Genomic DNA, 24,459 nt, shown 5'->3' on the forward strand with positions numbered 1-24,459 from the left:
GGACGGAGGATTGGATCGTGTATCACGCGAACAGCTCGGCTGGTGGTGGGTGTGACATGAACCGGTCGACGCGGGCGCAGAAGTTCACGTGGAACGCGGACGGCACGCCCAACTTCGGCACGCCGGTCTCTCTCGGCACCCCGCTCGCGGTGCCCTCCGGCGAACCGGCCTCCTGACGCTCCAGCGGTCGCCGGACGGTGCCGTCAGCGCTGAAACTCCTGGCGCACGATGCCGCCGGCGACCGCGCACCACGTGGCCAGGTCGACCTTGCCCGTGGGCGCCAGGCCGTGCAGGCGCTGCACCTTGCGCACGGCGTCGCGGGTGGCCACGTCGAACGTCCCGGTCAGCTCCACCGGGTACCCCTTGGGCAGCAGGATGCTCTGCAACCCGAGCACGGCGTCGCCGGTCGACCGGCCGTCCAGCGCCGGCACCAGCACATCCCACGTCCCGCCGAGCACCTCACCCAGCCCGGCGGCCGGCATGCCGTTGCGGACCTGGAAGTCGTTGACGGCGGTGACCGTGCCCGGGTCGAACGTGCCGGTCGGCTGCACCGGGTACCCGTGTGTCCTCAGTAGATACTGGGCGAGCCGGACGACCGGGCCGGTGCTCGGCGAGAGGACGTTGGGCCAGGTGCGCGCCGGGATCGTCGACGGCCGCTGCCCCAGCGCCCGCGCCACGTCCCGCCGTACCTTCGGGAAGAGCTTGTAGAACTCGATGCCCGGGCACTGCGTCTCGCGGAAGTCCCAGTGTCCGAAGAGGACGTGCGCACCCAGCCCGTACCGCTGGCAGATCTCCACGCAGAGCGCGGTGAGCCCGGCGAGCATCGACCGCGGCGGGGCCTCCTCGACGTAGATGCCCTCGTTTTCGATGCCGATCGCGCGGCCGTTCTCACCCGGGGAGTGGGCGCCGACGACCTGCTGGGTGCCACCGCGGAGCGCGGCGAGGCTGCCGGCCCGCCCTTCGAGCACGAAGCCGCCGCGGCTGACGGTGAAGTGCTGGCCGCTGTCGAGCCACCCGTTGCCGTCCATGTGCAGGTTTTGTATGTCGCGGGCGAGCCAGATCGCCTGGTTGACCGAGTAGTCGGTGCTGTTCGGGTACGCCGTGTGGTGGATGACGACCTTCTGCGTCGTGCCGGTGTTGAGCGTCGGGGTGCCGGACGGGGCGCGGGCGGCCCACGACGTACCGGTGATGATCTGGTCGATGAACGGCCGCGGCGCCGGCGCGTCCGCTGTGGACGGTGCGGCCTGCGCGACGCCCGGGAGCGTGAGGCCCCCGACGGCGGCCGCGCCGACGCCGGTCTTGATGAGGGTACGGCGGTCGAGGGTCATGGGCTCGCTCCTGATGGTTTCTGCCGACTGATTGGACCGCGCGTGAAAGATATTGCCAGCGCCGGCCGGCCGCGGTCAATCGCCGCGTCCGAATCCCGCCAGCATCCGCCCCGCGACCAGGGCAGATTGGAGTCATGTCCACTGTGTTCACGACCCTCGACACGCCCGCCGGACCCCTGCTGCTGGCGGCCTCGGACGGGGTGCTGACCCGCGTCTGGTTCGGCCGGCCCGACCCGTCGTGGCGGCCCGGCCCGCTGCCCGGCGCGGCCGAGCAGATGCGCGCCTCCCTCGCCGGCGAGCGGCACCGCTTCGACCTGCCGTGGCGGTCGGCCGGCACGCCGTTCCAGGAGCGGGTGTGGGCGGCGCTGGACGGCATCCCGTACGGGCACACGGTCACGTACGGCACGCTGGCCGAGCGGGTCGGCGCGCCCCGCGACCGGATCCGCGCGGTGGCCGCCGCGGTCGGGGCCAACCCGCTGCTGGTCGTCCGCCCCTGCCACCGGGTCGTGGGGTCGGACGGGACGCTCACCGGGTACGCCGGCGGGCTGGACGCCAAGCGCCACCTGCTCACGCTCGAAGGCGCCCTGCAAGACGCCCTGTTCCCGTGATCGAAGCTCCCGCCACGTCGCTAGAACGACGTGGCGGGAGCTTCGATCACCGGCGGGGGGTGGCACGTTCCGGGGATATCACCGGACAGGCGCTTTCCTAGCGTTGACGGTATGACCGATTTCCACGACCGCGACCTCGACGTCCGGCCCGGCTGGGAAGGGCTGATCGACCTGGTGCGCGGCGACCGCAACCGTGACACCCAGGTCGACCGCCTGTCCTACGACCTCGACGGCGCCGGCCACTTCGACCTGGTCAAGCAGGACGACGACGTCCCCGGCGACAACGGGAACGCGTTCCGCCGCTGACCCGCGGCGGCCGCGCACCACGCCGCACCGCCACCCCGGGCGCCGCCCACCCACGAGCGCGGCGCCGTGGGGGAGGATGTAGACGTGCGGTACGGGGTGCTCGGGGCGACGCAGGTGCTCGGCGCCGGCGGGGTCGAGGTCCCCGTCGGGGCGCCGCGCGCCCGCGCGCTGCTCGCGCTCCTGCTGCTCGACGCCGGGCGGATCGTGCCCGCCGAGCGCCTCATCGACGGCCTCTACGGCGACAGCCCGCCCTCCGGCGCCGCCAACGCGCTCCAGTCGCAGGTCTCGCGGCTGCGGCAGGCGGTGGGGGAGTACGCGCCGATCGAGTTCCACCCCGCCGGCTACCGGCTCGCGGTCGAGCCGGACGACGTCGACGCGCACCGGTTCACCCGGCTCGCCGCCGAGGGGCAGCGGGCGCTGGGCGCGGGCGACCTGGCCGGGGCGGTGGCTTCGCTGCGCGAGGCGCTGGAGCTGTGGCGGGGGCCGGCGCTGGTCGACGCGCCGTACGCGACGGGTCAGGCGGCCCGCCTGGAGGAGCTGCGGCTCACCGCCGTCGAGGACCGGGTCGAGGCCGAGCTGGGGCTGGGGGGAGGTTCCGGGCAGCTGGTCGCGGAGCTGCGCGACGTCGTGGGCGCCCATCCGCTGCGGGAGCGGCCGCGGGCGCTGCTGATGCGCGCGCTGTACGCGGCCGGGCGGCCTGCCGAGGCCCTCGCCGCGTACGACGACGCGCGCCAGGTCTTCGCGGACGAGCTGGGCACCGACCCCTCACCGGAGATGGCCGCGCTGCACGTCGCCATCCTCCGCGACGAGGTGGCCCGGCCGCCGGAGCTGCCGGCGCAGCTGACCAGCTTCGTCGGGCGCGAGGAGGAGCTGCGCCGGGTCGGCAAGCTGCTCGGCGAGGCGCGGCTGGTCACGCTGCACGGGCCGGGCGGCGCCGGCAAGACCCGGCTCGCGGTCGAGGCGGCCGGGCGGCAGGAGGGCGAGGTCTGCTTCGTCGAGCTGGCCGCGCTCCCGCCCCAGGCCGACCGCTCGCCGGGCCAGGGCGGTGACGTGGCGCGGGCCGTGCTGCGCGCGCTCGGGCTGCGCGAGGCGAGCCTGCGCGGGCCGGGCGACCCGCGGGACGCGGCCGAACGGCTGGTCGCGGCGCTCGCCGACCGGCGGCTGCTCGTCGTGCTCGACAACTGCGAGCACGTCGTGGCCGAGACGGCCCGGCTCGCCGCGCGGATCCTCGCCGCCGCGCCGGGCGTACGGGTCCTGGCCACCAGCCGCGAGCCGCTGGGCATCACCGGCGAGGCGCTCTGCCCGGTCTTCGGCCTGGCCGTCCCGCCGGCCGCCGCGCCGGAGGGCACCGGCACGTACCCCGCCGTGCGGCTCTTCGTGGAGCGGGCGGGCGACGCCGTACCCGGGTTCGCGCTCGACGACTCCAATGTGGACGACGTGCTCCGCGTGGTCCGTACCCTCGACGGGTTGCCCCTCGCCATCGAGCTGGCCGCGGCGCGGCTGCGGGCCCTGCCGGTCGCGGAGGTCGCGGCCCGGCTGGACGACCGCTTCCGGCTGCTGACCCGCGGCAGCCGCGCGGCGCAGCCCCGCCACCAGACCCTGCGCGCGGTCGTGGAGTGGAGCTGGGACCTGCTCGACGAGGCCGAGCGGCGGCTGGCGCGGCGGCTCACCGTCTTCGCCGGCGGGGCGACGCTCGACGCCGCGGAGCGGGTCTGCGGCGCCGACCTCGACGTGCTCGCCGGGCTCGTCGACAAGTCCCTGGTGGTGGCCGCCGGTGGACGGTACCGGATGCTGGAGACCGTGCGCGCCTTCTGCGGCGAGCGGCTCGCGGAGGCCGGGGAGGTCGGGGAGTTCAGCCGGGCGCACGCCGCCTACTACCTGGAGCTGGCCCGCGAGGCCGACCCCCACCTGCGCCGCGCCGAGCAGCTCGAATGGCTGCGCCGCCTGGACGGCGAGCGCGAGGACCTGCGCGCCGCGCTGGCCCGGGCCGCCGACGACGACCCGCCCACCGGGATGCGGCTGCTCGCCGCGCTCTCGTTCTACTGGTGGCTGCGCGGCCTGCGCACCGAGGGGAGCGCGCTCGCCGCGCGCCTGCTCGCCGCCGTCGGGCCGGAGCCGCCGGAGGACCTGGTCGAGGAGTACGCGCTCTGCGCGATCACCGCACATCTCGGTGGCGTCGCCGGCGTCCCGCTACGGCCGTGGACCACCGAACAGCTCCTCCCGGTGCTGCGGCGGCCACCGCGGCAGCCGTTCCTGCTGTATCTCTCGGCGATGGCGACCGGCCCGCCCGCGGAAGGCCCGCTCACCATGCCGGAGATGGTCGAGCGGTGGGGGGCGATCTTCGGCGACGATCCGTGGCTCCACGCGCTGGGTGGGATCGGCTCGGGGCTCATGCACGTTTTCCACCAGCGGGTCGACCCCGCGAGGCGGGAGATCGCGGACGCGCTGGCCGGCTTCCGGGCGATCGGCGAGCGGTGGGGCATGATGCTGGCCCTCGCCGCGATGGCCGAGTTCGCGGACGGGCGGGGGGACCACGCCGCGGCCGCCGCGCCGATGGACGAGGCGCTGCGGCTGGCCCGGGAGCTGGGCTCGACCGTCGACATGGCCGACCTGCTGCGCACCCGCGGCGACGGCCTGGTCCAGGCCGGTGCCCTCGACCGGGCCCGCGCCGACTACGAGCGCTCCGCGGCCCTCGCCCGGCGGGCCGGTGTTCCGGAGATGGTGGCCGCCGGCCACCTGGGGCTCGCCGAGGTAGCCCGCCGCCGCGGCGACCTGCCCGTGGCCCGGCAGTGGTGCGCGGAGGCGCTCGCCGCCTGCCCGGCCGGGTGGTTCAGCGCCGACGCGACCCGCTTCGGCCTCCTGGTGGCGGCCGCCCGGATCGCCCGGGCGGAGGGGGACGAGGCGGCGGCCCGCGACTGGTACCGGCGGGCGCTCGCCGCCCCGGCCGGGGTCCGCACGATGCCGGCGTTCCTGGAGGCGGTCGAAGGGCTGGTGGGGCTCAGCGACCCCACCGAGGCGTCCCTGCTGCTGGGTGCCGCCGCCGCGGCAGAGGCGCTGCCCCGCGAGGAGGCCCGGGCCCGCGCCGCCGACCCGGCCGCCTTCGCGCGCGGCGCCGGCCTGTCCCGTTCCGCCGCGCTGGCGGCGCTGTCCGCGGCCTGACGCGCCCCTCTTGCCCGCTCGGGCCGGCGCCGCGTCTGGTCGTGCCGCCCGTCCCGCGCGGCCGGCGGCGCGGCGCTGACGGTTGTTCTGGTCGTGCCGCGCGGTCGCGCGGTCGGCGGCGCGGCGCTGACGGTGCCGTCAGTGTGCCGTGCGTGGGCGGTCAGCGCCGCCGGACACCGTAGCGGGCATGACGACACAGACCCCCGCGGTGGTGGCCGAGGACCTGCGCAAGCGGTACGGCACGACCACCGCCCTCGACGGCTTCGATCTCACCGTGCCGGCCGGCACCGTGTGCGGCATCCTCGGCCCGAACGGCGCCGGCAAGACCACCGCCGTGCGGGTGCTCGCCACCCTGCTCCGCTTCGACGGCGGCCGCGCCCGGGTGGCCGGCCACGACGTGGCCCGCGACCCCGCCGCGGTACGCGGCGCGATCGGCCTCACCGGCCAGTACGCGGCGGTAGACGACATCCTCTCCGGCCGCCAGAACCTCGTCCTCTTCGGCCGCCTGCACCACCTGCGCCCGCGTGCGGCCAAGCGGCGGGCGGACGAGCTGCTGGAACGCTTCGGGCTGGTCGAGGCGGCCGACAAGTCCGCCAAGGACTACTCCGGCGGCATGCGGCGCCGGCTCGACCTGGCCGCCAGCCTCATCCGGACGCCGAAGGTCCTCTTTCTCGACGAGCCCACCACCGGCCTCGACCCGCGCAGCCGCAACCAGCTGTGGGACGCGGTCCGCGAGCTCGTCGGCGGCGGGACGACGGTGCTGCTCACCACGCAGTACCTGGAGGAGGCCGACCAGCTCGCCGACCGCATCTCGGTGGTCGACCACGGCCGGGTCGTGGCCGAGGGCACCTCCGACGAGCTCAAGCGCAAGATCGGCGCGGACCGCGTCGAGGTCGTCGTGCGGGACGCGGCCGACCTGGGCGAGGCGGCGCGGCTCGTCGGCCGGGCCACCGCCGCGCCACCCGAGACCGACCCCGACGTGCGCAAGGTCAGCGCACCGGTCGCCGACCGCGTCGCCGCGCTCGCCGAGGTCATGCGAACGCTCCAGGCCGCGCGGATCACCGTCGAGGACATCGGGGTACGCCGTCCGACGCTGGACGAGGCGTTCCTGCAGATCACCGGCCACCGGGCGGTGTCGTGATGTCGGCGCTGCGCTGGGGCATCGCGGACGGGTGGACGATGACCCGCCGCAACATGGCGCACGTGGTGCGCGCCCCCGAAGAGATCGTCATCTACTTCAGCCTGCCGATCATGTTCGTGCTCGTCTTCGGGTACGTCTTCGGCAGCGGCATGGCCGTCCCCGGCGGCGGCAACTACCGCGAGTACCTGCTGCCCGGCGTCTTCGTCATGACCATGCTGTACGGCCTGGGCGCCACCGCCACCGGCGTCGCCGTGGACGTGAGCCGGGGCGTGGTGGACCGGTTCCGCGCCATCGACATGGCCCGCTCCGCCCTGCTCGTCGGGCGCAGCGGCGCCGACCTGCTCCGCGCGCTGCTGGAGATGGCGACGCTGGTCGTGTGCGGCCTGCTGGTCGGCTGGCAGTGGCGGCACGGCGTCGGGGACGCGCTCGCCGCCGTGGCGCTGGTACTGCTGCTGCGGCTGGCGCTCACCTGGGTCGGGATCTACCTGGGCCTGGTCGTACCGAACCCGGACACCGTCTCGGTGATCGTGTTTCCGGTGGCGTTCCCGCTGACGGCGCTCTCGAACGTCTTCGTGGCGCCCGAGCTCATGCCGCACTGGCTCGGCACGGTCTCCGCCTGGAACCCGCTCTCCGCGACGGTGGCGGCCAGCCGGGAGCTCTTCGGCAACCCCGGTACGGGCGGCGACTCCTGGGTCGCCCAGCACCCGCTGCTGCTGTCGATCGCGTGGCCGGCGGTACTGATCGCGATCTTCGCCCCGCTCGCCGTACGCCGCTACCAGCGCCTGAGCCGCTGACGGGTTCCCTAACGGAGATCGTGGTATTTAGGTGCCCCCATACGGGCATCGGAATACCACGATCTCTGGTTGTCCACAGGGTCTGCCGGGAGGGAGCAGAAATGGCGAACATGGACGGGTGGGGTCGTCGGATCTTGAGTTTCTGCTTTTCGTGCAGGACGGAGTAATCAGCCGTCGGCAAGCGCTGCGGTATTTCTCGCAGAAGGCGCTCCGGCACCGCCTCACCACGGGGCGCTGGCAGATCGCCCATCCGGGCGTGTACCTCACCCACAGCGGTCAGATGAGCGTGCACCAGCGCCGGTGGGTGGCCTCGCTGGCGGTCGGCGGCGGCCACCCGGCGATGCTCGGCGGCCCGTCGGCGCTGGCGGTGTTGGGCATGCGGGGCCTTGACAGCCACCGGATCCACGTCCTGGCGAGCGTGCGGCGCCAGCACCGGCGCCTGCCGCCCGGGGTCGTTCTCCACCGCACCCGGCACCTGCCCCCGGAGGACCAGCACCGGCTGGGCCGGCCGCCGTGCACGATGCCGGCCCGGTCGCTCGTCGACGCCGCGCGCTGGGCGGACTCGGACCGGGAAGCGGTCGCGGTGATCGCGGCCGGATTCCAGCAGCGGCTGGTCGCGGCCGTCGACATGGCGCCCGTGCTGGCGCGGATGACGCACGTCAAACGCCGACAACTGATCATCGCGGCGGTGGCGGACGCCTCGGGCGGCACCGAGTCGATCGCCGAGGTCGACTTCGCCCGGCTGTGTCGCCGTCACGGGTTGCCGGAGCCGTCGCGGCAGGCGGTGCGTACCGACTCGGCCGGGCGGCGCCGCTACCGGGACGTGTACTTCGAGCGGTGGCGGCTGCACGTGGAGATCGACGGCGCCCAGCACATGGAGGTCGCCTCCTGGTACGCGGACATGCGACTGCAAAACGAGATCACCATCGCGGGTGAGCGGCTGTTGCGTTTTCCCGCATGGATGATTCGCCAAAATCCGGATGATGCGGCGGCACAGGTACGGGCCGCACTGACGGCGGCGGGTTGGCGCCGGTGATCGTGGTATTCCGATGCCCGCATGGGGGCACCGAAGTACCACGATCCGGGTGGGATCAGGGCGTGGGGGTGAGTTTGACGCGGCGGAGGAGCTGGGCGTTGAGGGCGACCACGATCGTCGAGCCGCTCATCAGGACGGCGCCGATCGCGGGGCTCAGGGTGAGGCCGGCCCAGGCGAGCACGCCCGCGGCGAGCGGGATCGCGATGATGTTGTAGCCGGCGGCCCAGGCCAGGTTCTGGACCATCTTGCGGTACGAGGCGCGGGACAGGCGGATCACGCCGGTGACCCCGCGCGGGTCGGACGAGGCGAGCACCACGCCGGCCGACTCGATGGCGACGTCGGTGCCGGCGCCGATCGCGATACCGACGTCGGCCCGGGCCAGGGCCGGGGCGTCGTTGACGCCGTCGCCGACCATCGCGACCGTGTGGCCGCGCTCCTGCAGGCCGGCGACCGCGCTGTCCTTGTCGGCGGGGAGCACCTCGGCGAAGACCTCGTCCAGGCCCAGATCGGCGCCGACCGACTCGGCCACCGCCCGGGCGTCGCCGGTGATCATCGCGATCCGGCGGACGCCGTTCTGGCGGAGCTGGGCGATGGCGTCGCGGGCTTCCGGACGGATCTCGTCCTCAAGAGCGAGCGCACCGATCACCCGCGGGCGGTCGCCGCCGTCGCCGAGCCGCTCGCCGTCGTCGCCCGGCCGCCGGCCATGGGCGGCCGCCGTGGCGCCGGGAGTGGCAGTGCCGCCGGGAGTGGCAGTGCCGCCGGGAGTGGCAGTGCCGCCGGGAGCGGCGGAGGCGGCACTCTCAGCGGCGGAGGCGCCGGGAGAAGCAGCGGCGGCGGAAGCGGAGGCTAGGCGGATCAGGTGGAGGACGGCGGCGCCGCGGCTCGACCACTGCGCGGTCTGCTCGGCCAGGTCGTCGGGGAGCTCGGCGTCGAGCTCGCGGAGGAGGGCGGGACCGCCCACCGCGTACCCGATGCTGTCGATCGTGGCGCGGACGCCGCGCCCGGTCAGGGAGCGGAAGTCCTTCGCGGCGGCGGGCTTGTCCGCCGCAGCCACGATCGCCTTGGCCAACGGGTGCTCGCTGTCGGCCTCGACGCCGGCCGCCAGGCGGAGCACGTCCGGGCCGCCGGCCACGCCGGTGACCTTGTGGGCGCCCCGGGTCAGGGTGCCGGTCTTGTCGAAGAGGACGGCGTCCACCGTGCGCATGCGCTCCAGGGCCAGCCGGTCCTTGACCAGGATGCCGGCCCGCGCGGAGACCGCCGTCGACAGCGCGATGACCAGCGGGATGGCCAGGCCGAGGGCGTGCGGGCAGGCGATGACCAGGACCGTCACGGTGCGTACCACGGCCTCGTCCAGGTCGCCCGTCGCCCACCAGGCCAGGAACGTGACCACGCCGGCCGCGGTGGCGATGTAGAAGAGCATCGCGGCGAAGCGGTCGGCCAGGACCTGGGCCCGGCCGGCGCTCGCCTGGGCCTGCGCGACCAGGCGCTGGATGCCGGCCAGCGCGGTGTCGTCGCCGACCGCGTCGACCCGGACCCGGATCGCCGAGTCGGTGGCGACCGTGCCGGCCACCACCCGGTCACCCTCCTGCCGGGGTACCGGGCGGGACTCGCCGGTGATCATCGACTCGTCCAGCTCGGCGGCGCCCTCGACGACCCGGCCGTCGGCCGGGACCCGGCCGCCGGAGCGGACCAGCACCACGTCGCCCGGCTTCAGCTCGGTGGTCGAGACCCGCTCGCCGGTCACCAGCTCGGCCTCGTCGGGCAGGAGGGCGGCCAGCGCGGAGAGGGCGCCCTGGGCCTGGCCGATCGCCTTCATCTCCTGCCAGTGGCCGAGCAGCATGATCGTGACCAGGGCCGCCAGCTCCCACCAGAAGTCCAGGTCGAAGGCGCCGAGGGCGGTGGCGATCGAGGCCGCGTACGCCACGGTGATCGCCATCGAGATCAGCAGCATCATGCCCGGAGCGCGGTCACGCAGCTCGCGCACGCCGCCGACCAGGAACGGCCAGCCGCCGTAGAAGAAGATGACCGAGCCGAGGACCGGGCCGACCCAGTCGACGCCGGGGAAGTCCAGCGTGTACCCGAACCAGTCCATGACCATCTCGCTGGTCAGCACCACCGGGACGGTGAGTGCCAGGCTCAGCCAGAACTTCCGCCGGAACATCTCCGGGTCGTGCCCGGCGTGCTTATCGTGACCGTGCGCGTGATGTTCGCTGTGGTCCATGGCCTGTACTATACCCCCCTAGGGTATGTGCCGCGAGTACGATGGGGCAGGGAGAGGATGACATGGACGACACTTCGCACGCACACCACGGATACATCCACCAGAAGGACGACTACCTCAAGCGGCTGCGCCGCATCGAGGGGCAGGCGCGCGGGCTGCAGCGCATGGTCGAGGAGGAGAAGTACTGCATCGACATCCTGACCCAGGTGTCAGCGATGACGAAGGCACTCCAGTCGGTCGCGCTCGGCCTGCTCGAGGAGCACCTCAGCCACTGCGTGGCCCAGGCGGCCCAGGCCGGCGGCCCCGAGGCCGACGAGAAGATCCGCGAGGCCTCGGACGCCATCGCCAGGCTGGTCCGCTCGTAGATGACCTCCTTCGACGAGCTGGTCGAGGAGGGGGCCGCCGCGCCGGTGGAGGGGTGGGACTTCTCCTGGTTCGCCGGGCGGGCGACCGAGGAGCGGCCACCCTGGGGGTACGCGCGGCTGATGGGCCGGCGCATGGCCACCGCCGAGGCCGGCCTCGACGTGCAGACCGGGGGCGGGGAGGTGCTCGCCGCCATCCCCGAGGCGCCGCCCCGGCTCGCCGCCACCGAGTCGTGGCCGCCCAACGTGGCGGTGGCCCGGCGAAACCTCGCACCGCTGGGCGGGACGGTGTACGAGGTGGCCGACGACGCCGACCTGCCGTTCGCGGCGGAGTCGTTCGACCTGGTGGTGAGCCGCCACCCCACCCTCACCCGGTGGGACGAGATCGCCCGGGTGCTCCGCCCCGGCGGCACGTACCTGTCGCAGCAGATCGGCAACGGCACGATGCGCGAGCTGACCGTGGCGATGATGGGCCCGGTACCGGCCGGCACCGCCCGCGACCCGCACCGGGCCGTCGCCGCCGCGCGGGAGGCCGGGCTGACCGTGGTCAACCTGCGGGAGGCGGCGCTGCGGGCGGAGTTCTTCGACGTCGGGGCGGTCGTGCACTTCCTGCGCAAGGTGATCTGGACGGTGCCCGGCTTCACCGTCGAGGCCTACCGCGACCAGCTCCGCGCCGTGCACGAGCGGATCCGGGCGGAGGGGGCGTTCGTCGCCTGGAGCCGCCGCTTCCTCGTCGAGGCGACGAAACCGGCGCTGAGGGGTCCGGCCTGACCGGCGGTCACGCCGGGCGGAGGAGCGACGAGGCCAGGGTCTTGACGGCCGCCACCGTCGCGTAGCCGCGCCAGGCCAGGGCCGCGGCCGGGGAACCGGCGGCGAAGTCCACGCTCCAGCCGCCGTCCTCGCCCTGCGCGGCGGCGAGGCGGGCCAGATCGGCCTCGACCAGGGCGGGCGGCAGCAGGTCGCGGACCGGCCCGGGGTGTGGCGCGAAGTCCAGCGGGCGCATCGACTCGCCCTCGATGCCGCCCTCGACCGGCACCGTGCCGGACGCCGGCAGAAACCCGACGAGCCGCCGCGCCTCACCGTCCGCGCCCGGCCACGTGCCGTCCGCCGCGTCCAGGAAGAGCAGCATGAACCGGTACTCCAGCGCGTGCCCGAGCGCGGTCAGCGCGGCGATCCGCTCCCGGCAGTACGCGCTGGCGCGGGCCAGCCACGGATGGTCGCGTACCGCCGGGTCGTGGCGGGCGACCAGGTGCGCGGCCGCGGCGACGGCGCAGGTGATCTGCGCGGACGACGCGGTGGTGCCGGCCTCGGTCCAGACCCACGAGGAGCCGGCCGGCTCGGTGACCGGCAGCGCGAACGGCAGGCCGCCGTCGCCGAGCGTGACCGAGTCGAGCCAGTCGCAGAGCGGTACGCCGAACTCGCCGCCCCCGGCCTCCGCCAGCACCTCGAACGCGTGCAGCGCCCCGGCCGGCTGGCTCTCCGGCGAGCGCAGGTCGGGCTCCAGCCCCCAGCCGAAGCCGCCGTCCGGATTGCGGTAGGCGGCGAGGGCGGCCAGGGCCCCCGCGCCCCCGTCGCGGCCGGTCACCAGGTCGAAGCGGCGCCGGTCGATCAGCCGCGCGTTGCCGTTCAGGAACGCCGCGGCCCGGGTCAGATAGCTCTCCATGGGCCCATGGTGCCCACCGTGCGGCGCTCCCGGCTTGAACAAAAGAGACACCGGGGCGTATCAGCGGGACGTGTGGAGCGCTCATGTCTACGTGATGCCAAAATCGATCCCGTCCGATCAGCACTGTCCCGGCGCGCGCCGTGGACGTGCCGGCCGGCCGTTCGCGAGAATGGGGCCGGCGATCCGGGGGGACGGGATGGACCCATTGGCGGAGGCGGACGCGCGCGATCTCGTCGAGCGGGTGCGGGATGGCGACAGTGACGCGTGGGCGGCGCTGACCGAGCGGTACGTCGGTCTCCTGTGGGCCGTGGCGCGGAGCATGCGGCTGAGCGAGGCGGACGCCGCCGACGCGGTGCAGACCACCTGGCTGCGGCTGGTCGAGGCGCTCGACGGGCTGCGCGACCCGGCGCGCATCGGCTCCTGGCTGGCGACCACGATGCGGCGGGAGTGCCTGGCGGTGCTCCGCCGCCGCGCGCGGGTGGTGTCGGCGGACGGCTGGGACCAGGTCGCCGGCGACACGGCCGCGCTCGACGAGGCACTGTTGCGGCGGGAGCGGGACGCGGCGCTGTGGCGGGCGTTCAAGGGGCTCGGGCCGCGCTGCCAGTCGCTGCTGCGGATGCTGATGGCCGACCCGGCACCGTCGTACGCGGAGGTCTCCGCGGCGCTCGACATGCCGGTCGGCGGCATCGGCCCGACCCGGCGCCGCTGCCTCGACAACCTTCGCAAGATCATGCTGACCGGGGCGCATCCGTTCGAGGCCCCGTCACCAGGAAACGTGTGAGGCCTGCCGTGAGCGAGCGAATCATGAGACTCAGTGCGGTCGTAGCCTCGCGGCCGCCCGCGGCGAAGCGAGGACGGCCGTGAGCGAGCGTGACGACGACGCCTTGATGGCGGAGCTGCGCCGGATCGCCGCCGAGGTCGACCCGGTACCGCCCGGCGTGCTGGAAGCCGCCCGGGCCGCGATCGCCACCCGCCACCTCGACCACGAGCTCGCCGAGCTGGTCGCCGACTCGGCCGACGCCGGTTCCGGCCTGCTCTTCGAGGCGGTGCGGGGGCCGGGTGCGGCGGAGAGCCGGCTGCTGACCTTCGACGGCGGGGGCGTGCAGGTCGACGTCGACCTGGAGCCGGCTGGGTCGGGGCTGCGGTTGATCGGGCAGTTCACCGGCCCGGTGACCGAGTGCGGCGTGGAGCGCGGCGACGGCGGCAGCGTCGAGGTCGACGTCGACGAGCTGGGCCGTTTTGTGGCCGACGGCGTCCCACCCGGCCCGATCCGGCTCCGCTACCGCTCCGAGATCGGCCAGCTGGTGCGGACCGCGTGGCTGGTCCCGTGAGGGACGCCCGCCCGGCACCGCCCACCCAGCCCCGCGGCACCGCCGGGCCGCCTGGCGCCAGGCCCGCGAGCGCCAGGCTCGCGTGTGCTCGGCCTACAGCGCGAAGGCTCGCGTCCGCAGGGCCCGCGAGCGTCAGCCCCGCGAGCGTCAGGCCCGCGTGCGCTCGACCCACGGCCAGAAGGCCTGCGTCCGCCGGGCCCGCAACCAAAATGCCCGCGTCCGCGGGGCTCGCGAGCGTCAGGCCCGCGTGTGCTCGGCCCACGGCCAGAAGGCCCACGGCCAGAAGGCCCGCGAGCGCCGGGCCCGCAACCAAAATGCCCGCGTCCGCGGGGCCCGCGGGCGGAAGGCCCGCGAGCACCGAGCCCGACAACGCCACGCCCGCGAGCAAGAGGCCGGCGTGCGCGGGCCTCGCGGGCGGAAGGCCCGTGAGCAGCGTCGGGAAAGGTCAGCGGCCGAGGGCGAGGAAGGACAGGGCGGTCGCGACCGCGACCGGGTCGCCCTCGCCGGCGGACCGGACCGCGAGCAGTGCCTCGGCGAACGACGCGCCGGCCCGCAGCCGCTCGTGAAAGGCGACCATCAGCGGGGCGGTGGCGCCGTCGTGCACGGGCACGACGCTGGCCAGGATGCTCGCGGTGCCGAGCGGCACGAGCGCGGTGACCATACCGAGCAGCTCGTCGACCACCGCGGCGCCGGCGGCCGCGCCCGTGCCGGCGGCGCCCGTGCCGGCGGCGACCGAGCTGGCGGCGCCCGTGCCGGCCGTGATCGTGCCGACGGCGACCGAGGCGGCGGTAACCGTGCCGGCGGTGATCGCGCTGGCGGTGATCGCGCCGGCCACGCCGGACTCGCAGCTGGACAGCACGAGCCGCTGCGGCGCGCGGCGCAGCCGCCCCAGGTCGTGCACCATCAGCGGCCCGTCGTCCAGCGACAGCGCGGAGAAGAGCGGGTTCTCCGCGTGGAACGTGCCGTGCGCGGCCACGTGCGCGGTCCACGCCCCGTCCAGCGCGGCCAGCGTCGCGGCGGCCGTGGCGGCGCCGTCGCTGAGCACCGCCGCGTCGGGGTAGAGGGCGGCGAGCTGCTTCAGCTCGACCGCGCTCGCGTCCAGCCCCGGCCCGCCGACCAGCGCCACCCGGTGCCGTCGCGGCGCGGGTACCGCCCCGGCGCGCAGCCAGGTCGCGGCGGACGGCGCGACCCCCACCGGGGTACCGCGCAGCGCCGGGAGCAGCGCCCACGGCACCGCGTGCAGCTGGGCGGGGGGTACCACCACGACCGGCCCGTCGCCGGCCAGGTCTGCGGCGGCCGGCCCGAGCAGCGCCCGCTGCAACGCCACCCCGGCCCGGTCGAGCCGGTCGAGTGCGCCGCGCGGCGCCCGGCCGTGGGCGAGCCGGCGCAGCATGAACCGGGCCAGCTCCACCTCCCGCTCGGCTTCCGCGACCGGCCCGACGGCGTGCATGCGGACGCGGCGGCCGACGACCGTCGTGGCGTACAGGACGCCGTCGACCGCGGTCAGCTCGGCCAGCCGGTGCCGGCCCAGGCCGTCCAGCAGGGCCGCCAGGTCGGTGCCGGCGAAACCGCCGCCGTCCGGGTCGCCCGCCGCCCGCCGGGTGCGCGCCCGGATCGAGGCTTCGAGCAGCGCCCGCTCGTGGTCGAGGCGCGCGGTCGGCCCACCCTCCGCCCGGGCCGATTCCAGCCGGCGTACGACCGCGCGCAGCGACCCGAGCTCGGCCACCAGCTCGGGGTCGTCCGGCGGCAGCGCCGGTGGTACGGCGAGCGCGCTGGCCCGCCACCGCTCGGTCCACCGCAGCAGCATGCGCGCGTCGCCCCGCTGGACGGCGTGGCGCAGCGCGATCGCGACCAGCTCCGTCCCGTACGCGGCGGCGTGCGCCCGCAGCTCCGGCGCCCCGAGCGTGCGCTGGTGCTCCCCGGCGGCGACCAGCCCGCGCCGGCAGGCGAGCAGCGCGGCCCGGGTGTCGCCCCGCCCCTGGGCCCGCAGCGCCTGGGCCAGCCACCCGGCCGCGTGCCCGAACGTGGGACCGCGGTGCCGGAAACGGGCCGCGCTCGCCAGGTGGCGCTCCGCGTCGGCGGCCCGCCCCAGCCCGGCGGCGACCCGCCCGGCCAGCAGGTGGGCGGCCGGCGCCTCCTCGGCCCGCAGCGCGTCGAGGCGGTGGGCGAGGTCGACGGCCTGCCCGAGGAGGCGGGCGCCGCGCTCGCCGGCCGCGTACCGCGACTGGGTCACCACGAACGCCGCGCGCGCCTGCCACCACGGCCGCCCCTGCCGGCGGAAGAGGTCGCGGGCGTCCGCCGCCCGGGTGGACGCCTCGGCGGAGCGTCCGGCCGCGAGCGCCGCCCGCGCGGCCGCGAGCAGCAGCTCGGCCACCTTGGTCCGCTCGCCGCCGGTGCCGGCCCGGCGTACCGCCTCGTCGGCGACCGCGACCGCCTCGGCGGCCAGTCCCGCGGCGAGCAGCACCCCGCACCGGTCGATGGCGAGGTTGGGGCGGTTGACGCCGAGCGCCGCGTACCGTTCGGCGGCCTCGTCCAGGAAGCCCAGCGCGCGGGGGATGTCGCCGCCCTGCAGGGCCAGGTCGGCGCGGTTGTGCACGGCCATCGCCGACTCCATCTCCTGCCCGGCGCCGGCGAGCAGCCGCTCGGCGGCGGCGAGGTCGCGGTCGGCGCGGGCGGCCTGCCCGAGCGCCGCGTACACGAGGAAACGGTGCGTGCGCGAGCGGGCCTCCCAGATCGGGTCGCCGCCGCGCCGCAGCAGGTCGATGGCGCGGCGCAGGTCGGCGAGCGCCTCGTCGTAGCGACCCAGCACCCGCAACAGGCTGGCCCGGCGCATCAGCACCCGGCCGGCGTGGACCCCGCCCGCGCAGCCCGCGACCGCGGTGTCCAACATGGCCAGACCCTGTGCGGTGCGCCCGGCGAACCCGAGCGTCACGCCGAGGGTGGCCCGCACGTCGACGGCCCGCTCGGCCGAGGGGGAGCGGAGGGCGGCCCGGAGGGCGGCGCGCAGCTCGGCGACGGCCTCGTCGACCCGCCCGGAGTCGCGCAGTACGATCGCCCGCGCCTGGTGCGCGACCGAGGCGGCGGTCGGGTCTGGACGCTGGGCGAGCACCTGCCCGGCCTGGGCGAGCGCGTCGGCCGGGCGTGACACGGCGAGCGCGAGCAGGGCCTCGTCCACGGGAACATCGTAGGAATTCCATGGAAACGATATGGACACCGGGGAGGTGTCGTGGCTGACAAGCCCGACGACAAGTCGAGATCGACCGAGCAGATACAGGCCGACCACGCCATCCGCGCGATGGGCGGGGCGGACGAGGTGGGGATCGTCCGCAGTGGACAGCCGGCGGAGATCAGGTACATGTACCGCAAGGGCTGCGTCCTCGTACGTGAGGAGGCGCTGGACGACGTGCGGTCGATAGTGGACCGTTACCGGCGCGACCTGGGGGCGGGGCGCACCGAGACACCCGCGCCGCGGGAGCGTGACGAGGTCGAGCAGGTGGTCGACGGCGTCCGCCTGCTCTGGGCCCGCGACCTGGAGACCCACGACGTGCTCGACCTCATCCGGGACGGGCACGAGGAGTTCGACATCCCGGGGCTGGGGGCCGGCCTCGCCGCGCCCGACCACCTGGTGCACATCTCCGGTGACGCGGCGACCTGCCCGGCGACCGAGCCGGAGCCGGTGGGGCCGGGCGGCGCGCCGTACCCGCCGGTGTCCGCCGACCCCGCCGCGGGCGCCGGCGTCAAGGTGGTGGTGGTCGACACCGGCCTCGACACCGGGATGGCCAGCACGCCGTTCTGGCTGCACGGGGTGACCGGCGAGACCGACCCGCTGATCGGGCCGGGCCGGGTGCTCGACCCGTACGCGGGGCACGGCACGTTCATCGCCGGGCTGGTGCGGGCGGTGGCGCCGCGGGCCGAGGTCCGGGTGCTGAGCTTCTTCGACCGGGGCGGCGCCACGTGGGAGTCGACGCTGGTGCGAAACCTCGACCACGCCCTCGCCACCGAGTTTCCGGACGTGATCAGCATGTCGGCCGGCACCCGCTCGTACCCGGGTGGGCTGCTCGCCTTCCAGGTCTGGAACGAGCGGCGGCTGCGCCACCACAAGGGCGTGGCCCTGGTCGTGGCGGCCGGAAACGACGGGGAGCGGCAGTTCTTCTGGCCGGCGGCGGCGCCGTACACGGTCTCGGTGGGCGCCCTCGACAGCGACTGGCGCAGCCGGGCCGACTACAGCAACTTCGGCGGCTGGGTCGACCTGTACGCGCCCGGCACCGACCTGGTCAACGCGTTCCCGGACGGCAAGTTCACCTACCAGGAGCCGCCGAACATCCCGCCCACGCTGCCGCAGCCGCGGGTGGAGACGTTCGAGGGGATGGCGATGTGGAGCGGCACCTCGTTCGCCACGCCGATCGTGGCCGGGCTGGTCGCCGCCCGGATGTCCCGGACCGGCGAGAACGCCCGCGACGCGGCGGCCGCCCTGCTGGTGGAGGCCCGCGCCCAAGCGGTCCCCGGCGTCGGCGCGGTGCTGCTGCCGTAGCCGCGGTGATCGAAGCTCCCTTCATGCCGTTAGAACGACATGAAGGGAGCTTCGATCACCGGAGGGCGGCGCAGAGGCGGTCGAGTTCGTCCTCGGTGTTGTAGTAGTGCACCGAGGCGCGGACCAGGTCGGGCAGGCGGCGGGCGGCGAGGTCGAAGCGGGCGTACTCCATCGGCGAGACGCTCGTGTTGATCCCCGCCGCCCCCAGCCGCCGCCGCACCTCGGTCGCCGGCACACCGTCCACAGTGAACGTGACGATGCCGCACCGCCGCTTCCCCTCGTCCCGCACGGTCACGCCGGGCACCGCGCGGAGCCGTTCCCGCAGCCCTTCGGCGAGGGCGGTGACCCGCGCCTCGATCGCGTCGAGCCCCCAGCCGAGCGCGTAGTCGACCGCCACGCCGAGCCCGATCTTGCCGGCGTAGTTGGTCTCCCACGTCTCGAAGCGCCGGGCGTCCGGCCGGATCTCGTACGCGTCCGGCGCGGTCCAGGTCGCCGCGTGCAGGTCGAGGAACGGCGGTTCGAGGCGCTCGACGAGCCGCTCCGAGACGTACAGGAAGCCGGTGCCGCGCGGCCCGCGCAGGAACTTGCGGCCCGTGGCGGCGAGCATGTCGCACCCGATCTCGCCCACGTCGACCGGCAGCTGCCCGACCGACTGGCAGGCGTCCAGCAGGTACGGCACGCCGGCCGCCCGGGTCAGCGCGCCGATCTCGGCCGCCGGGTTGACCAGCCCGCTGTGCGTCGGCACGTGGGTGACCGCGACCAGCGCGGCGCCCCGCTCCAGCTCGCCGGCGAGGTGGTCGAGCGAGGGGAGGCCGTGCTCGTCCGTCTCGATCACCTCGATCACGGCACCGGTGCGGCGGGCGACCTGGAGCAGGGCGATCACGTTGCTGGCGTACTCGGTGCGGACGGTCAGGATCCGGTCGCCGGGGTGGAAGTCGAACGCGTAGAACGCCATGTCCCAGCCGCGGGTGGCGTTCTCCACGACGGCTACCTCGTGCGGCGCGCAGCCGAGCAGCCGGGCGATCGCCGGGTACGCGTTCTCCACCTCGGCCGCCGCGGCCGCGGCCGCCTCGTACCCGCCGATCCGCTCCTCCAGCCGCAGGTGGCCGACGACCGCGTCGGTGACGGCGGCGGGCGGGAGGGCGGCGCCGGCGTTGTTGAGATGCGCCACGTGGGCGCAGCCGGGTGTCTCCCGCCGCGCCCGCTCGACGTCGATCACGAAGCCCGGGCCAGGGTCACCCCGAACCGGGCCGGGGCGTCGGTCCACCAGCGCACCGCGTCGAAGCCCGCCGCCGCGAGCTCGGCCGCGATCCCGTCGCGCCGGAACTTCGCGGAGATCTCCGTGTGCAGTTCCTCGCCGTCCGCGAACGAGACGGCGAGGTCGAGGGCGGCCACCCGTACCCGCATGGGTCTGGTCGCCCGCAGCCGCATCTCGATCCACTCCCGCTCCGGGTCCCAGAGCGCCACGTGGGCGAACGCCTCCGGGTCGAAGTCGGCGTCGAGCTGGCGGTTGAGCACGCGCAGCACGTTGCGGTTGAACTCGGCGGTGACGCCGGCGCTGTCGTCGTACGCCGCGACCAGCGTGGCCGGGTCCTTGACCAGGTCGGTGCCGAGCAGGAACCACTCGCCCGGGTGCAGCACCGCGCGCAGGCCACGCAGGAAGCGGGCCCGTTCGCCCGGCGGGAAGTTGCCGATCGTGCCGCCCAGGAACGCGACGAGCCGCCCGTCGCCGGCCGGTATCTCGTCCAGGTGGCGGGTGAAGTCGCCGGCGATCGCGTTCACGTCGAGGTCGGGGTAGTCGGCGTCGATCGCGATGGCGGCCGCGCGGAGGGCCGGCTCGGAGACGTCCAGCGGTACGAAGCGGCCCAGCGTGCCGTGCCGGTGCAGCGCGTCGAGCAGCAGCCGGGTCTTGTCGGAGGAGCCGGAGCCGAGCTCGACCAGCGTCTTCGCGGCGGTCACCTCGGCGATCTCGGTGGCGTGCGCGGTGAGCGCGGCCCGTTCGGCGCGGGTCGGGTAGTACTCGGGCAGCTCGGTGATCCGCTCGAAGAGCTCGCTGCCGCGGCTGTCGTAGAACCACTTCGGCGGGAGCGTCTTCGGGGCCGCGGTCAGCCCGGCCCGGGCGTCGTCGCGCAGCGCGCGGGCCAGGTCGGCCTCGGTCAGGTGGATGTCGAGCCTCACAGGTCCTCCACGGTGTGGGTCGTCGGGTCGGCTACCACGAGCGAGCGGTCGGGTACGGGCCGCCAGGCGGGGTCGTCGTCGTACGGCTCCGAGGCGACGGTGACGGCGCCCGCCGCAAGGCGCACGGAAAGGGAATGGCCGGCGGTCGTGGCGTACACCCGGCGACCGTCGGTGAGCAGCAGGTTGAGCCGCGAGCCGGGCGCGGCGGCGTCCACTTCGGACACCGTGGCGGCCAGCGCCGAGGCCGGGTCGGCGCCGCCGCGCAGCCGGTGCCGGACGAGCGCCCACAGCAGCGCGGCGTCGGTGGGGGCGTCGAGCGTGAGCAGGTCGGTGACGGGCAGCCGCTCGGCGAGCTTGGCGACGCTCCGCGGCCACCCGGTCACCCGTCCGTTGTGGCTGAAGAGGAGGTCTCCGGCGGCGAACGGCGCGCAGGCGGACTCGTGCACCGGCATGCCGACGGTCGCCGAGCGCACCGCCGCGAGCACCGCCCCCGACGCGGTGACCCGGGCCAGCTCCGGAAAGCCCGGGTCACTCCACATCGGACCGGCACGCCGGTAGCGGACGGGCCCGGGCCCGCTCCGTCCGTCCTCGTCGCTTCGCTCCTCGGCCCGGACGCCGCCGGCGGCGAGAAGCGGGTACCACCCCACCCCGAAGCCGTCCGCGTTGATCGTGCCGCCGCCGCGCATGTCACGCGGCGCCCAGGACTGGCGCAGCAGCGAGTGCGGCGGCTCCAGCAGCAGGGCCGACAGCGTGGCCGGCGGCCCCAGGTAGGCGAGGTGCCGGCACACTAGGCGGGCACCGTCCGGGCGCAGCGGAAGCCGCTGAAGATCTGCCGCCGGATCGGGTAGTCCCAGTTGCGGAACGTGCCCCGGCAGGCCGCCTTGTCGGTGCCGAACGAGCCGCCGCGCAGCACCTTGTACTCCGGGCCGAAGAAGACCTCCGAGTACTCCCGGTACGGGAACGGGGCGAAGCCCGGGTAGCCGCGGAAGTCGGAGGCGGTCCACTCCCACACGTCGCCGATCAGCTGGTGCACCCCGGCCGGCGAGGCGCCCTCCGGGTAGGCGCCGGCGGGCGCGGGGGAGAGGTGGCGCTGCCCCAGGTTGGCGTGCCGCTCCTCCGGGTCCTCGTCGCCCCACGGGTAGCGCCGCGACCGCCCGGTCGCCGGGTCGAAGCGGGCCGCCTTCTCCCACTCCGCCTCGGTCGGCAGCCGCTTGCCGGCCCACGCGGCGAACGCCTCCGCCTCGTACCAGCAGACGTGCACCACCGGCTCGTCCGGGACCAGGGGCGCGCGCCGCCCGAAGCGGGTGTACGTGCCGTCGCCGTGCCAGTGCATCGGCCCGGTCAGCCCGGCCCGCTGCCGGTGCGCCCACCCGTCGGCGCTCCACCAGCGCTGGTCGTCGTAGCCGCCCGCGTCGACGAACTCCTGGTACCGCGCGTTGGTCACCGGTGCGCGGTCGATCAGGTACGCGGGCAGGTCGACGGTGTGCGCGGGCCGTTCGTTGTCGAGGGCCCAGGGCTCCGCGGAGGTACCCATGGTGAAGGATCCGGCCGGGATGAGCGCCTCGCCGCCGGCGGCGGCCGTGGCGGGCGGAGGCGGCGCGGCCGTGAGCACCGGCGGGCCGACCCGCAGCTGGTGGGTGGCGAGCATGGTCTCGTCGTGCTGCTGCTCGTGCTGCACGATCATGCCGAACGCGAAGCCCCGCTCCACCAGCGGCCGCCCTTCGAGGGAGACCCGGTCGAGCAGGTCGAGCACCTTGTCGCGGACGGTGCGGGTGTAGGCGCGGGCCTCCGCCGGCCCGAGCAGCGGCAGCTGGGGGCGGTCCTTGCGCGGGTGCTTGAACGCGTCGTACAGGTGGTCGATGTCCTGCCGCACCGGCTCGCGCCCGCCGACGTCGCGGACCAGCCACAGCTCCTCCTGGTTGCCGACGTGGGCGAGGTCCCACACCAGCGGCGACATCAGCGGGGAGTGCTGGCGGACCAGGTCGTCGTCGTCCACGGCGTCGGTCAGTGCGGTGCTGCGCCGCCGGGTGCGGTCGAGCTCGGCCGCGACCAGCGCGCGCACGTCCAGATCGCCCACGGCCGTCCTCGCTTCGCTGCGGGCGGCCACGGGACTCCCGAGCCGACTGTGCCCGATGGTTCCCTCGCTACGCTCGGTCACTTCAGAGCCTCCACTTCGCTGCTTCCTGGAGCCGGTCGTCCACCGCGCCGGCCTGCGCGGCGGTGAGGTCGGTGTCGGCGAGCGCCCGCCGGGCCAGCTCCACGACCCGCGGCGCGACCGCGCCGACCACCGGGTCCGCGAGCCCGTCGCGCGCCGCCGCCACCCATCGGTCCGCGGCGGGCAGCGCCCGCGCGGACACCTCGTCCACCGTCTCCTCACGAGCGAAAAGCGCAGCGAGTACGGCGACCGGGGTGAACCAGTCGCCGGACGGCTGGGCGTCCAGGTACCGGACCTCGAGGTAGCCCCGGGCCCGGACCGGCGTGAAGAGCGTGGAGAGGTGGTAGTCGAGATCGTCGTAGGTGGGCGGCCGGACCGGCCCGCCCGGTTCGCCGGCGATCCAGCCGGCGAACGTCACCGGCCCCGGCGGGTCGCGCACCTCGGCGCCCTCCCGGACGAAGAGCAGCGGGGTGTCGAGGATGCGCCCGGGCCACGAGCCCGCCTCCCCGTCACCGGGCGGCGGGGGATGGGTGCGGCTCGGGTCGGTCGCGAACCAGGTGCGCACCCGGCTCGACGCCCACCCGGTGTCCCGCCCGGCCTGGCGGGGCGAGTTGGCGAACAGGGCCACCAGCACCGGGCCGAGCCGGTGCAGCGCGGTCCAGCGGGCGGCGACCCGGTCTGGGGTACCCGCGTCGAGGCAGACCTGGAGCCCGGCGGACCCGGACATCCAGGCCCGGCCGTGCGGCCCGATGCGGTCGAAGGCGCGCTCCATGGCCTGGTAGCGCGGGGTGTGCAGCACCCGCCGCGCCGGCCGGTGCGGGTCGCACCCGCGGTCGCCGAGGCACAGGCCGGCGCCGGCCAGGCGGGCCGCGAGGTAGTCGATGTCGGCCGCCGTGCCGGCGTGCAGTCGGGAAAGGGAGGACTCGGGCGGGGTGGAGATCTCCACCTGGCCACCCGGCTCGACGGTGACGGTGCCGCCGCGCGGCAACGCCAGGTGCGGGCTCCGCGCCCGCAGGGTGGGCGGCGCGTGGTCACCGAGGGCCGCGGCGAGCGCGGCCGGGTCGAGGGGACGGGACGGATCTTCGGTGTGGTGAACGGTCCATTCGAGCTCGATGCCGACACGGCTGGGTGGCCCGGTCTTGAAACAGACCCGCCCGACGTACCCTTCAGCGCCGGACCGGTCTGTGACCACACTCCCCCGTGAGCTCGCCGTTACCGATTCGAAATGTGGCACGGTCGCGACCATACCCCGGCCGTATGACATCCGCTCCGCGTTGGAACGTTCCCCGAGGTCGCCGCGGGAGCCGGCTCAGCGGATGCCGTGCCGCCCGCGATGGGTGGGCTCGAGGCAGGGCCAGTCGCCGCCGTCGTCACCGCGGACCCGCCCCGAGCCGCCGCACCGCGGGCAGGATCCCGGTGCCGCCTCGGGTCGCCCGCGCAGGGCGCGGACGGTGAGGGAAGCCGTGACGAAAAGGATCACGAGCACCACGAGGACCAGGCCGAGACTTCTCCGGCCCTCGACGTACAGCCACGAAAACACCGGCGCCCCTGGATTGATCGCGATATGGGAGGGAGCATTTCTCCGGCAGGTCGTTCTGTCAAGTACAAAGGCAAGTCTGGACATGCGGGCGGCGATGGACGACAGT

The 24,459-nt window shown here is 75.2% G+C and carries 22 protein-coding genes; 12 read left to right on the plus strand and 10 right to left on the minus strand.

Annotated elements, in window-relative coordinates; all coding sequences use genetic code 11:
- Positions 1–17 precede the first annotated feature (17 nt).
- Positions 18–176: a hypothetical protein gene (locus RB614_RS32675; protein WP_308716625.1), complete on the plus strand. Its 159-nt coding sequence runs from the start codon at positions 18–20 to the stop codon at positions 174–176.
- Between the two features lie 27 nt (positions 177–203).
- Here the strand turns inward: RB614_RS32675 and RB614_RS32680 are convergent, their stop codons facing one another.
- Positions 204–1,328 (minus strand): peptidoglycan recognition protein family protein, encoded by a 1,125-nt coding sequence (locus tag RB614_RS32680; RefSeq protein ID WP_308716543.1) that lies wholly within the window; start codon positions 1,326–1,328, stop codon positions 204–206.
- A 134-nt stretch (positions 1,329–1,462) separates the two neighbouring features.
- Between RB614_RS32680 and RB614_RS32685 the strand changes: the two genes are divergently transcribed.
- From RB614_RS32685 to RB614_RS32710, 6 genes are all read left to right on the plus strand, one after another.
- The gene (locus RB614_RS32685) at positions 1,463–1,936 is read left to right on the plus strand and encodes a methylated-DNA--[protein]-cysteine S-methyltransferase (protein ID WP_308716544.1); all 474 of its coding nucleotides are present in this window, start codon (positions 1,463–1,465) and stop codon (positions 1,934–1,936) included.
- Positions 1,937–2,047: 111 nt separating this feature from the next.
- Complete coding sequence (locus RB614_RS32690) at positions 2,048–2,242, plus strand: hypothetical protein (RefSeq protein WP_308716545.1); 195 nt, start codon at positions 2,048–2,050, stop codon at positions 2,240–2,242.
- A 66-nt stretch (positions 2,243–2,308) separates the two neighbouring features.
- The gene (locus RB614_RS32695) at positions 2,309–5,401 is read left to right on the plus strand and encodes an AfsR/SARP family transcriptional regulator (protein WP_308716546.1); all 3,093 of its coding nucleotides are present in this window, start codon (positions 2,309–2,311) and stop codon (positions 5,399–5,401) included.
- A gap of 187 nt (positions 5,402–5,588) precedes the next feature.
- Positions 5,589–6,542, plus strand: a complete 954-nt coding sequence (locus RB614_RS32700; RefSeq protein ID WP_308716547.1) for an ATP-binding cassette domain-containing protein — start codon at positions 5,589–5,591, stop codon at positions 6,540–6,542.
- Positions 6,542–7,336, plus strand: a complete 795-nt coding sequence (locus RB614_RS32705; protein ID WP_308716548.1) for an ABC transporter permease — start codon at positions 6,542–6,544, stop codon at positions 7,334–7,336. Before RB614_RS32700 ends, RB614_RS32705 begins: the two co-directional genes overlap by 1 nt.
- Before the next feature lie 151 nt (positions 7,337–7,487).
- A complete protein-coding gene (locus RB614_RS32710; protein ID WP_308716549.1) occupies positions 7,488–8,372 on the plus strand; it encodes a hypothetical protein in 885 nt (294 codons plus the stop codon).
- A gap of 55 nt (positions 8,373–8,427) precedes the next feature.
- On the opposite strand, the gene RB614_RS32715 is transcribed toward RB614_RS32710, so the two are convergent.
- Positions 8,428–10,593, minus strand: a complete 2,166-nt coding sequence (locus tag RB614_RS32715) for an HAD-IC family P-type ATPase (RefSeq protein WP_308716550.1) — start codon at positions 10,591–10,593, stop codon at positions 8,428–8,430.
- A gap of 62 nt (positions 10,594–10,655) precedes the next feature.
- Here RB614_RS32715 and RB614_RS32720 point away from each other — a divergent pair, with 62 nt between their 5' ends.
- Together RB614_RS32720 and RB614_RS32725 are read left to right on the plus strand one after the other, a co-directional pair.
- The gene (locus RB614_RS32720; protein WP_308716551.1) at positions 10,656–10,958 is read left to right on the plus strand and encodes a metal-sensitive transcriptional regulator; all 303 of its coding nucleotides are present in this window, start codon (positions 10,656–10,658) and stop codon (positions 10,956–10,958) included.
- Complete coding sequence (locus RB614_RS32725; protein ID WP_308716552.1) at positions 10,959–11,726, plus strand: class I SAM-dependent methyltransferase; 768 nt, start codon at positions 10,959–10,961, stop codon at positions 11,724–11,726.
- A 7-nt stretch (positions 11,727–11,733) separates the two neighbouring features.
- On the opposite strand, the gene RB614_RS32730 is transcribed toward RB614_RS32725, so the two are convergent.
- A complete protein-coding gene (locus tag RB614_RS32730; RefSeq protein WP_308716553.1) occupies positions 11,734–12,618 on the minus strand; it encodes a hypothetical protein in 885 nt (294 codons plus the stop codon).
- Between the two features lie 196 nt (positions 12,619–12,814).
- Here RB614_RS32730 and RB614_RS32735 point away from each other — a divergent pair, with 196 nt between their 5' ends.
- A complete protein-coding gene (locus RB614_RS32735; RefSeq protein ID WP_308716554.1) occupies positions 12,815–13,399 on the plus strand; it encodes an RNA polymerase sigma factor in 585 nt (194 codons plus the stop codon).
- 79 nt (positions 13,400–13,478) lie between these two features.
- Positions 13,479–13,949, plus strand: a complete 471-nt coding sequence (locus RB614_RS32740; protein ID WP_308716555.1) for a hypothetical protein — start codon at positions 13,479–13,481, stop codon at positions 13,947–13,949.
- A 445-nt stretch (positions 13,950–14,394) separates the two neighbouring features.
- On the opposite strand, the gene RB614_RS32745 is transcribed toward RB614_RS32740, so the two are convergent.
- Entirely contained in the window at positions 14,395–17,124 is a 2,730-nt protein-coding gene (locus RB614_RS32745) for a CHAT domain-containing protein (RefSeq protein ID WP_308716556.1), read from the minus strand.
- Positions 17,125–17,175: 51 nt separating this feature from the next.
- Here RB614_RS32745 and RB614_RS32750 point away from each other — a divergent pair, with 51 nt between their 5' ends.
- Entirely contained in the window at positions 17,176–18,480 is a 1,305-nt protein-coding gene (locus RB614_RS32750) for a S8/S53 family peptidase (protein WP_308716557.1), read from the plus strand.
- Positions 18,481–18,535: 55 nt separating this feature from the next.
- Here the strand turns inward: RB614_RS32750 and RB614_RS32755 are convergent, their stop codons facing one another.
- The 6 genes from RB614_RS32755 to RB614_RS32780 all read right to left on the minus strand — a co-directional run bounded on the left by RB614_RS32755 (position 18,536) and on the right by RB614_RS32780 (position 24,353).
- Entirely contained in the window at positions 18,536–19,699 is a 1,164-nt protein-coding gene (locus RB614_RS32755) for an aminotransferase class V-fold PLP-dependent enzyme (RefSeq protein ID WP_308716558.1), read from the minus strand.
- Entirely contained in the window at positions 19,696–20,658 is a 963-nt protein-coding gene (gene egtD / locus RB614_RS32760) for an L-histidine N(alpha)-methyltransferase (protein ID WP_308716559.1), read from the minus strand. The genes RB614_RS32755 and egtD overlap by 4 nt, the downstream gene beginning before the upstream one ends.
- The gene (egtC, locus tag RB614_RS32765; RefSeq protein ID WP_308716560.1) at positions 20,655–21,446 is read right to left on the minus strand and encodes an ergothioneine biosynthesis protein EgtC; all 792 of its coding nucleotides are present in this window, start codon (positions 21,444–21,446) and stop codon (positions 20,655–20,657) included. Before egtC ends, egtD begins: the two co-directional genes overlap by 4 nt.
- Entirely contained in the window at positions 21,446–22,735 is a 1,290-nt protein-coding gene (gene egtB / locus RB614_RS32770; protein ID WP_308716561.1) for an ergothioneine biosynthesis protein EgtB, read from the minus strand. The genes egtC and egtB overlap by 1 nt, the downstream gene beginning before the upstream one ends.
- A gap of 82 nt (positions 22,736–22,817) precedes the next feature.
- Positions 22,818–24,059, minus strand: coding sequence for a glutamate-cysteine ligase family protein (locus RB614_RS32775; protein ID WP_428983154.1), 1,242 nt, complete (start codon positions 24,057–24,059; stop codon positions 22,818–22,820).
- A gap of 63 nt (positions 24,060–24,122) precedes the next feature.
- Positions 24,123–24,353 carry a hypothetical protein gene (locus RB614_RS32780; protein WP_308716563.1) on the minus strand — a complete coding sequence of 77 codons (231 nt, stop codon included), beginning with the start codon at positions 24,351–24,353 and terminating at the stop codon, positions 24,123–24,125.
- Between the last annotated feature and the right edge of the window lie 106 nt (positions 24,354–24,459).

Source organism: Phytohabitans maris (assembly GCF_031085175.1).
Lineage (GTDB): Bacteria > Actinomycetota > Actinomycetes > Mycobacteriales > Micromonosporaceae > Phytohabitans > Phytohabitans maris.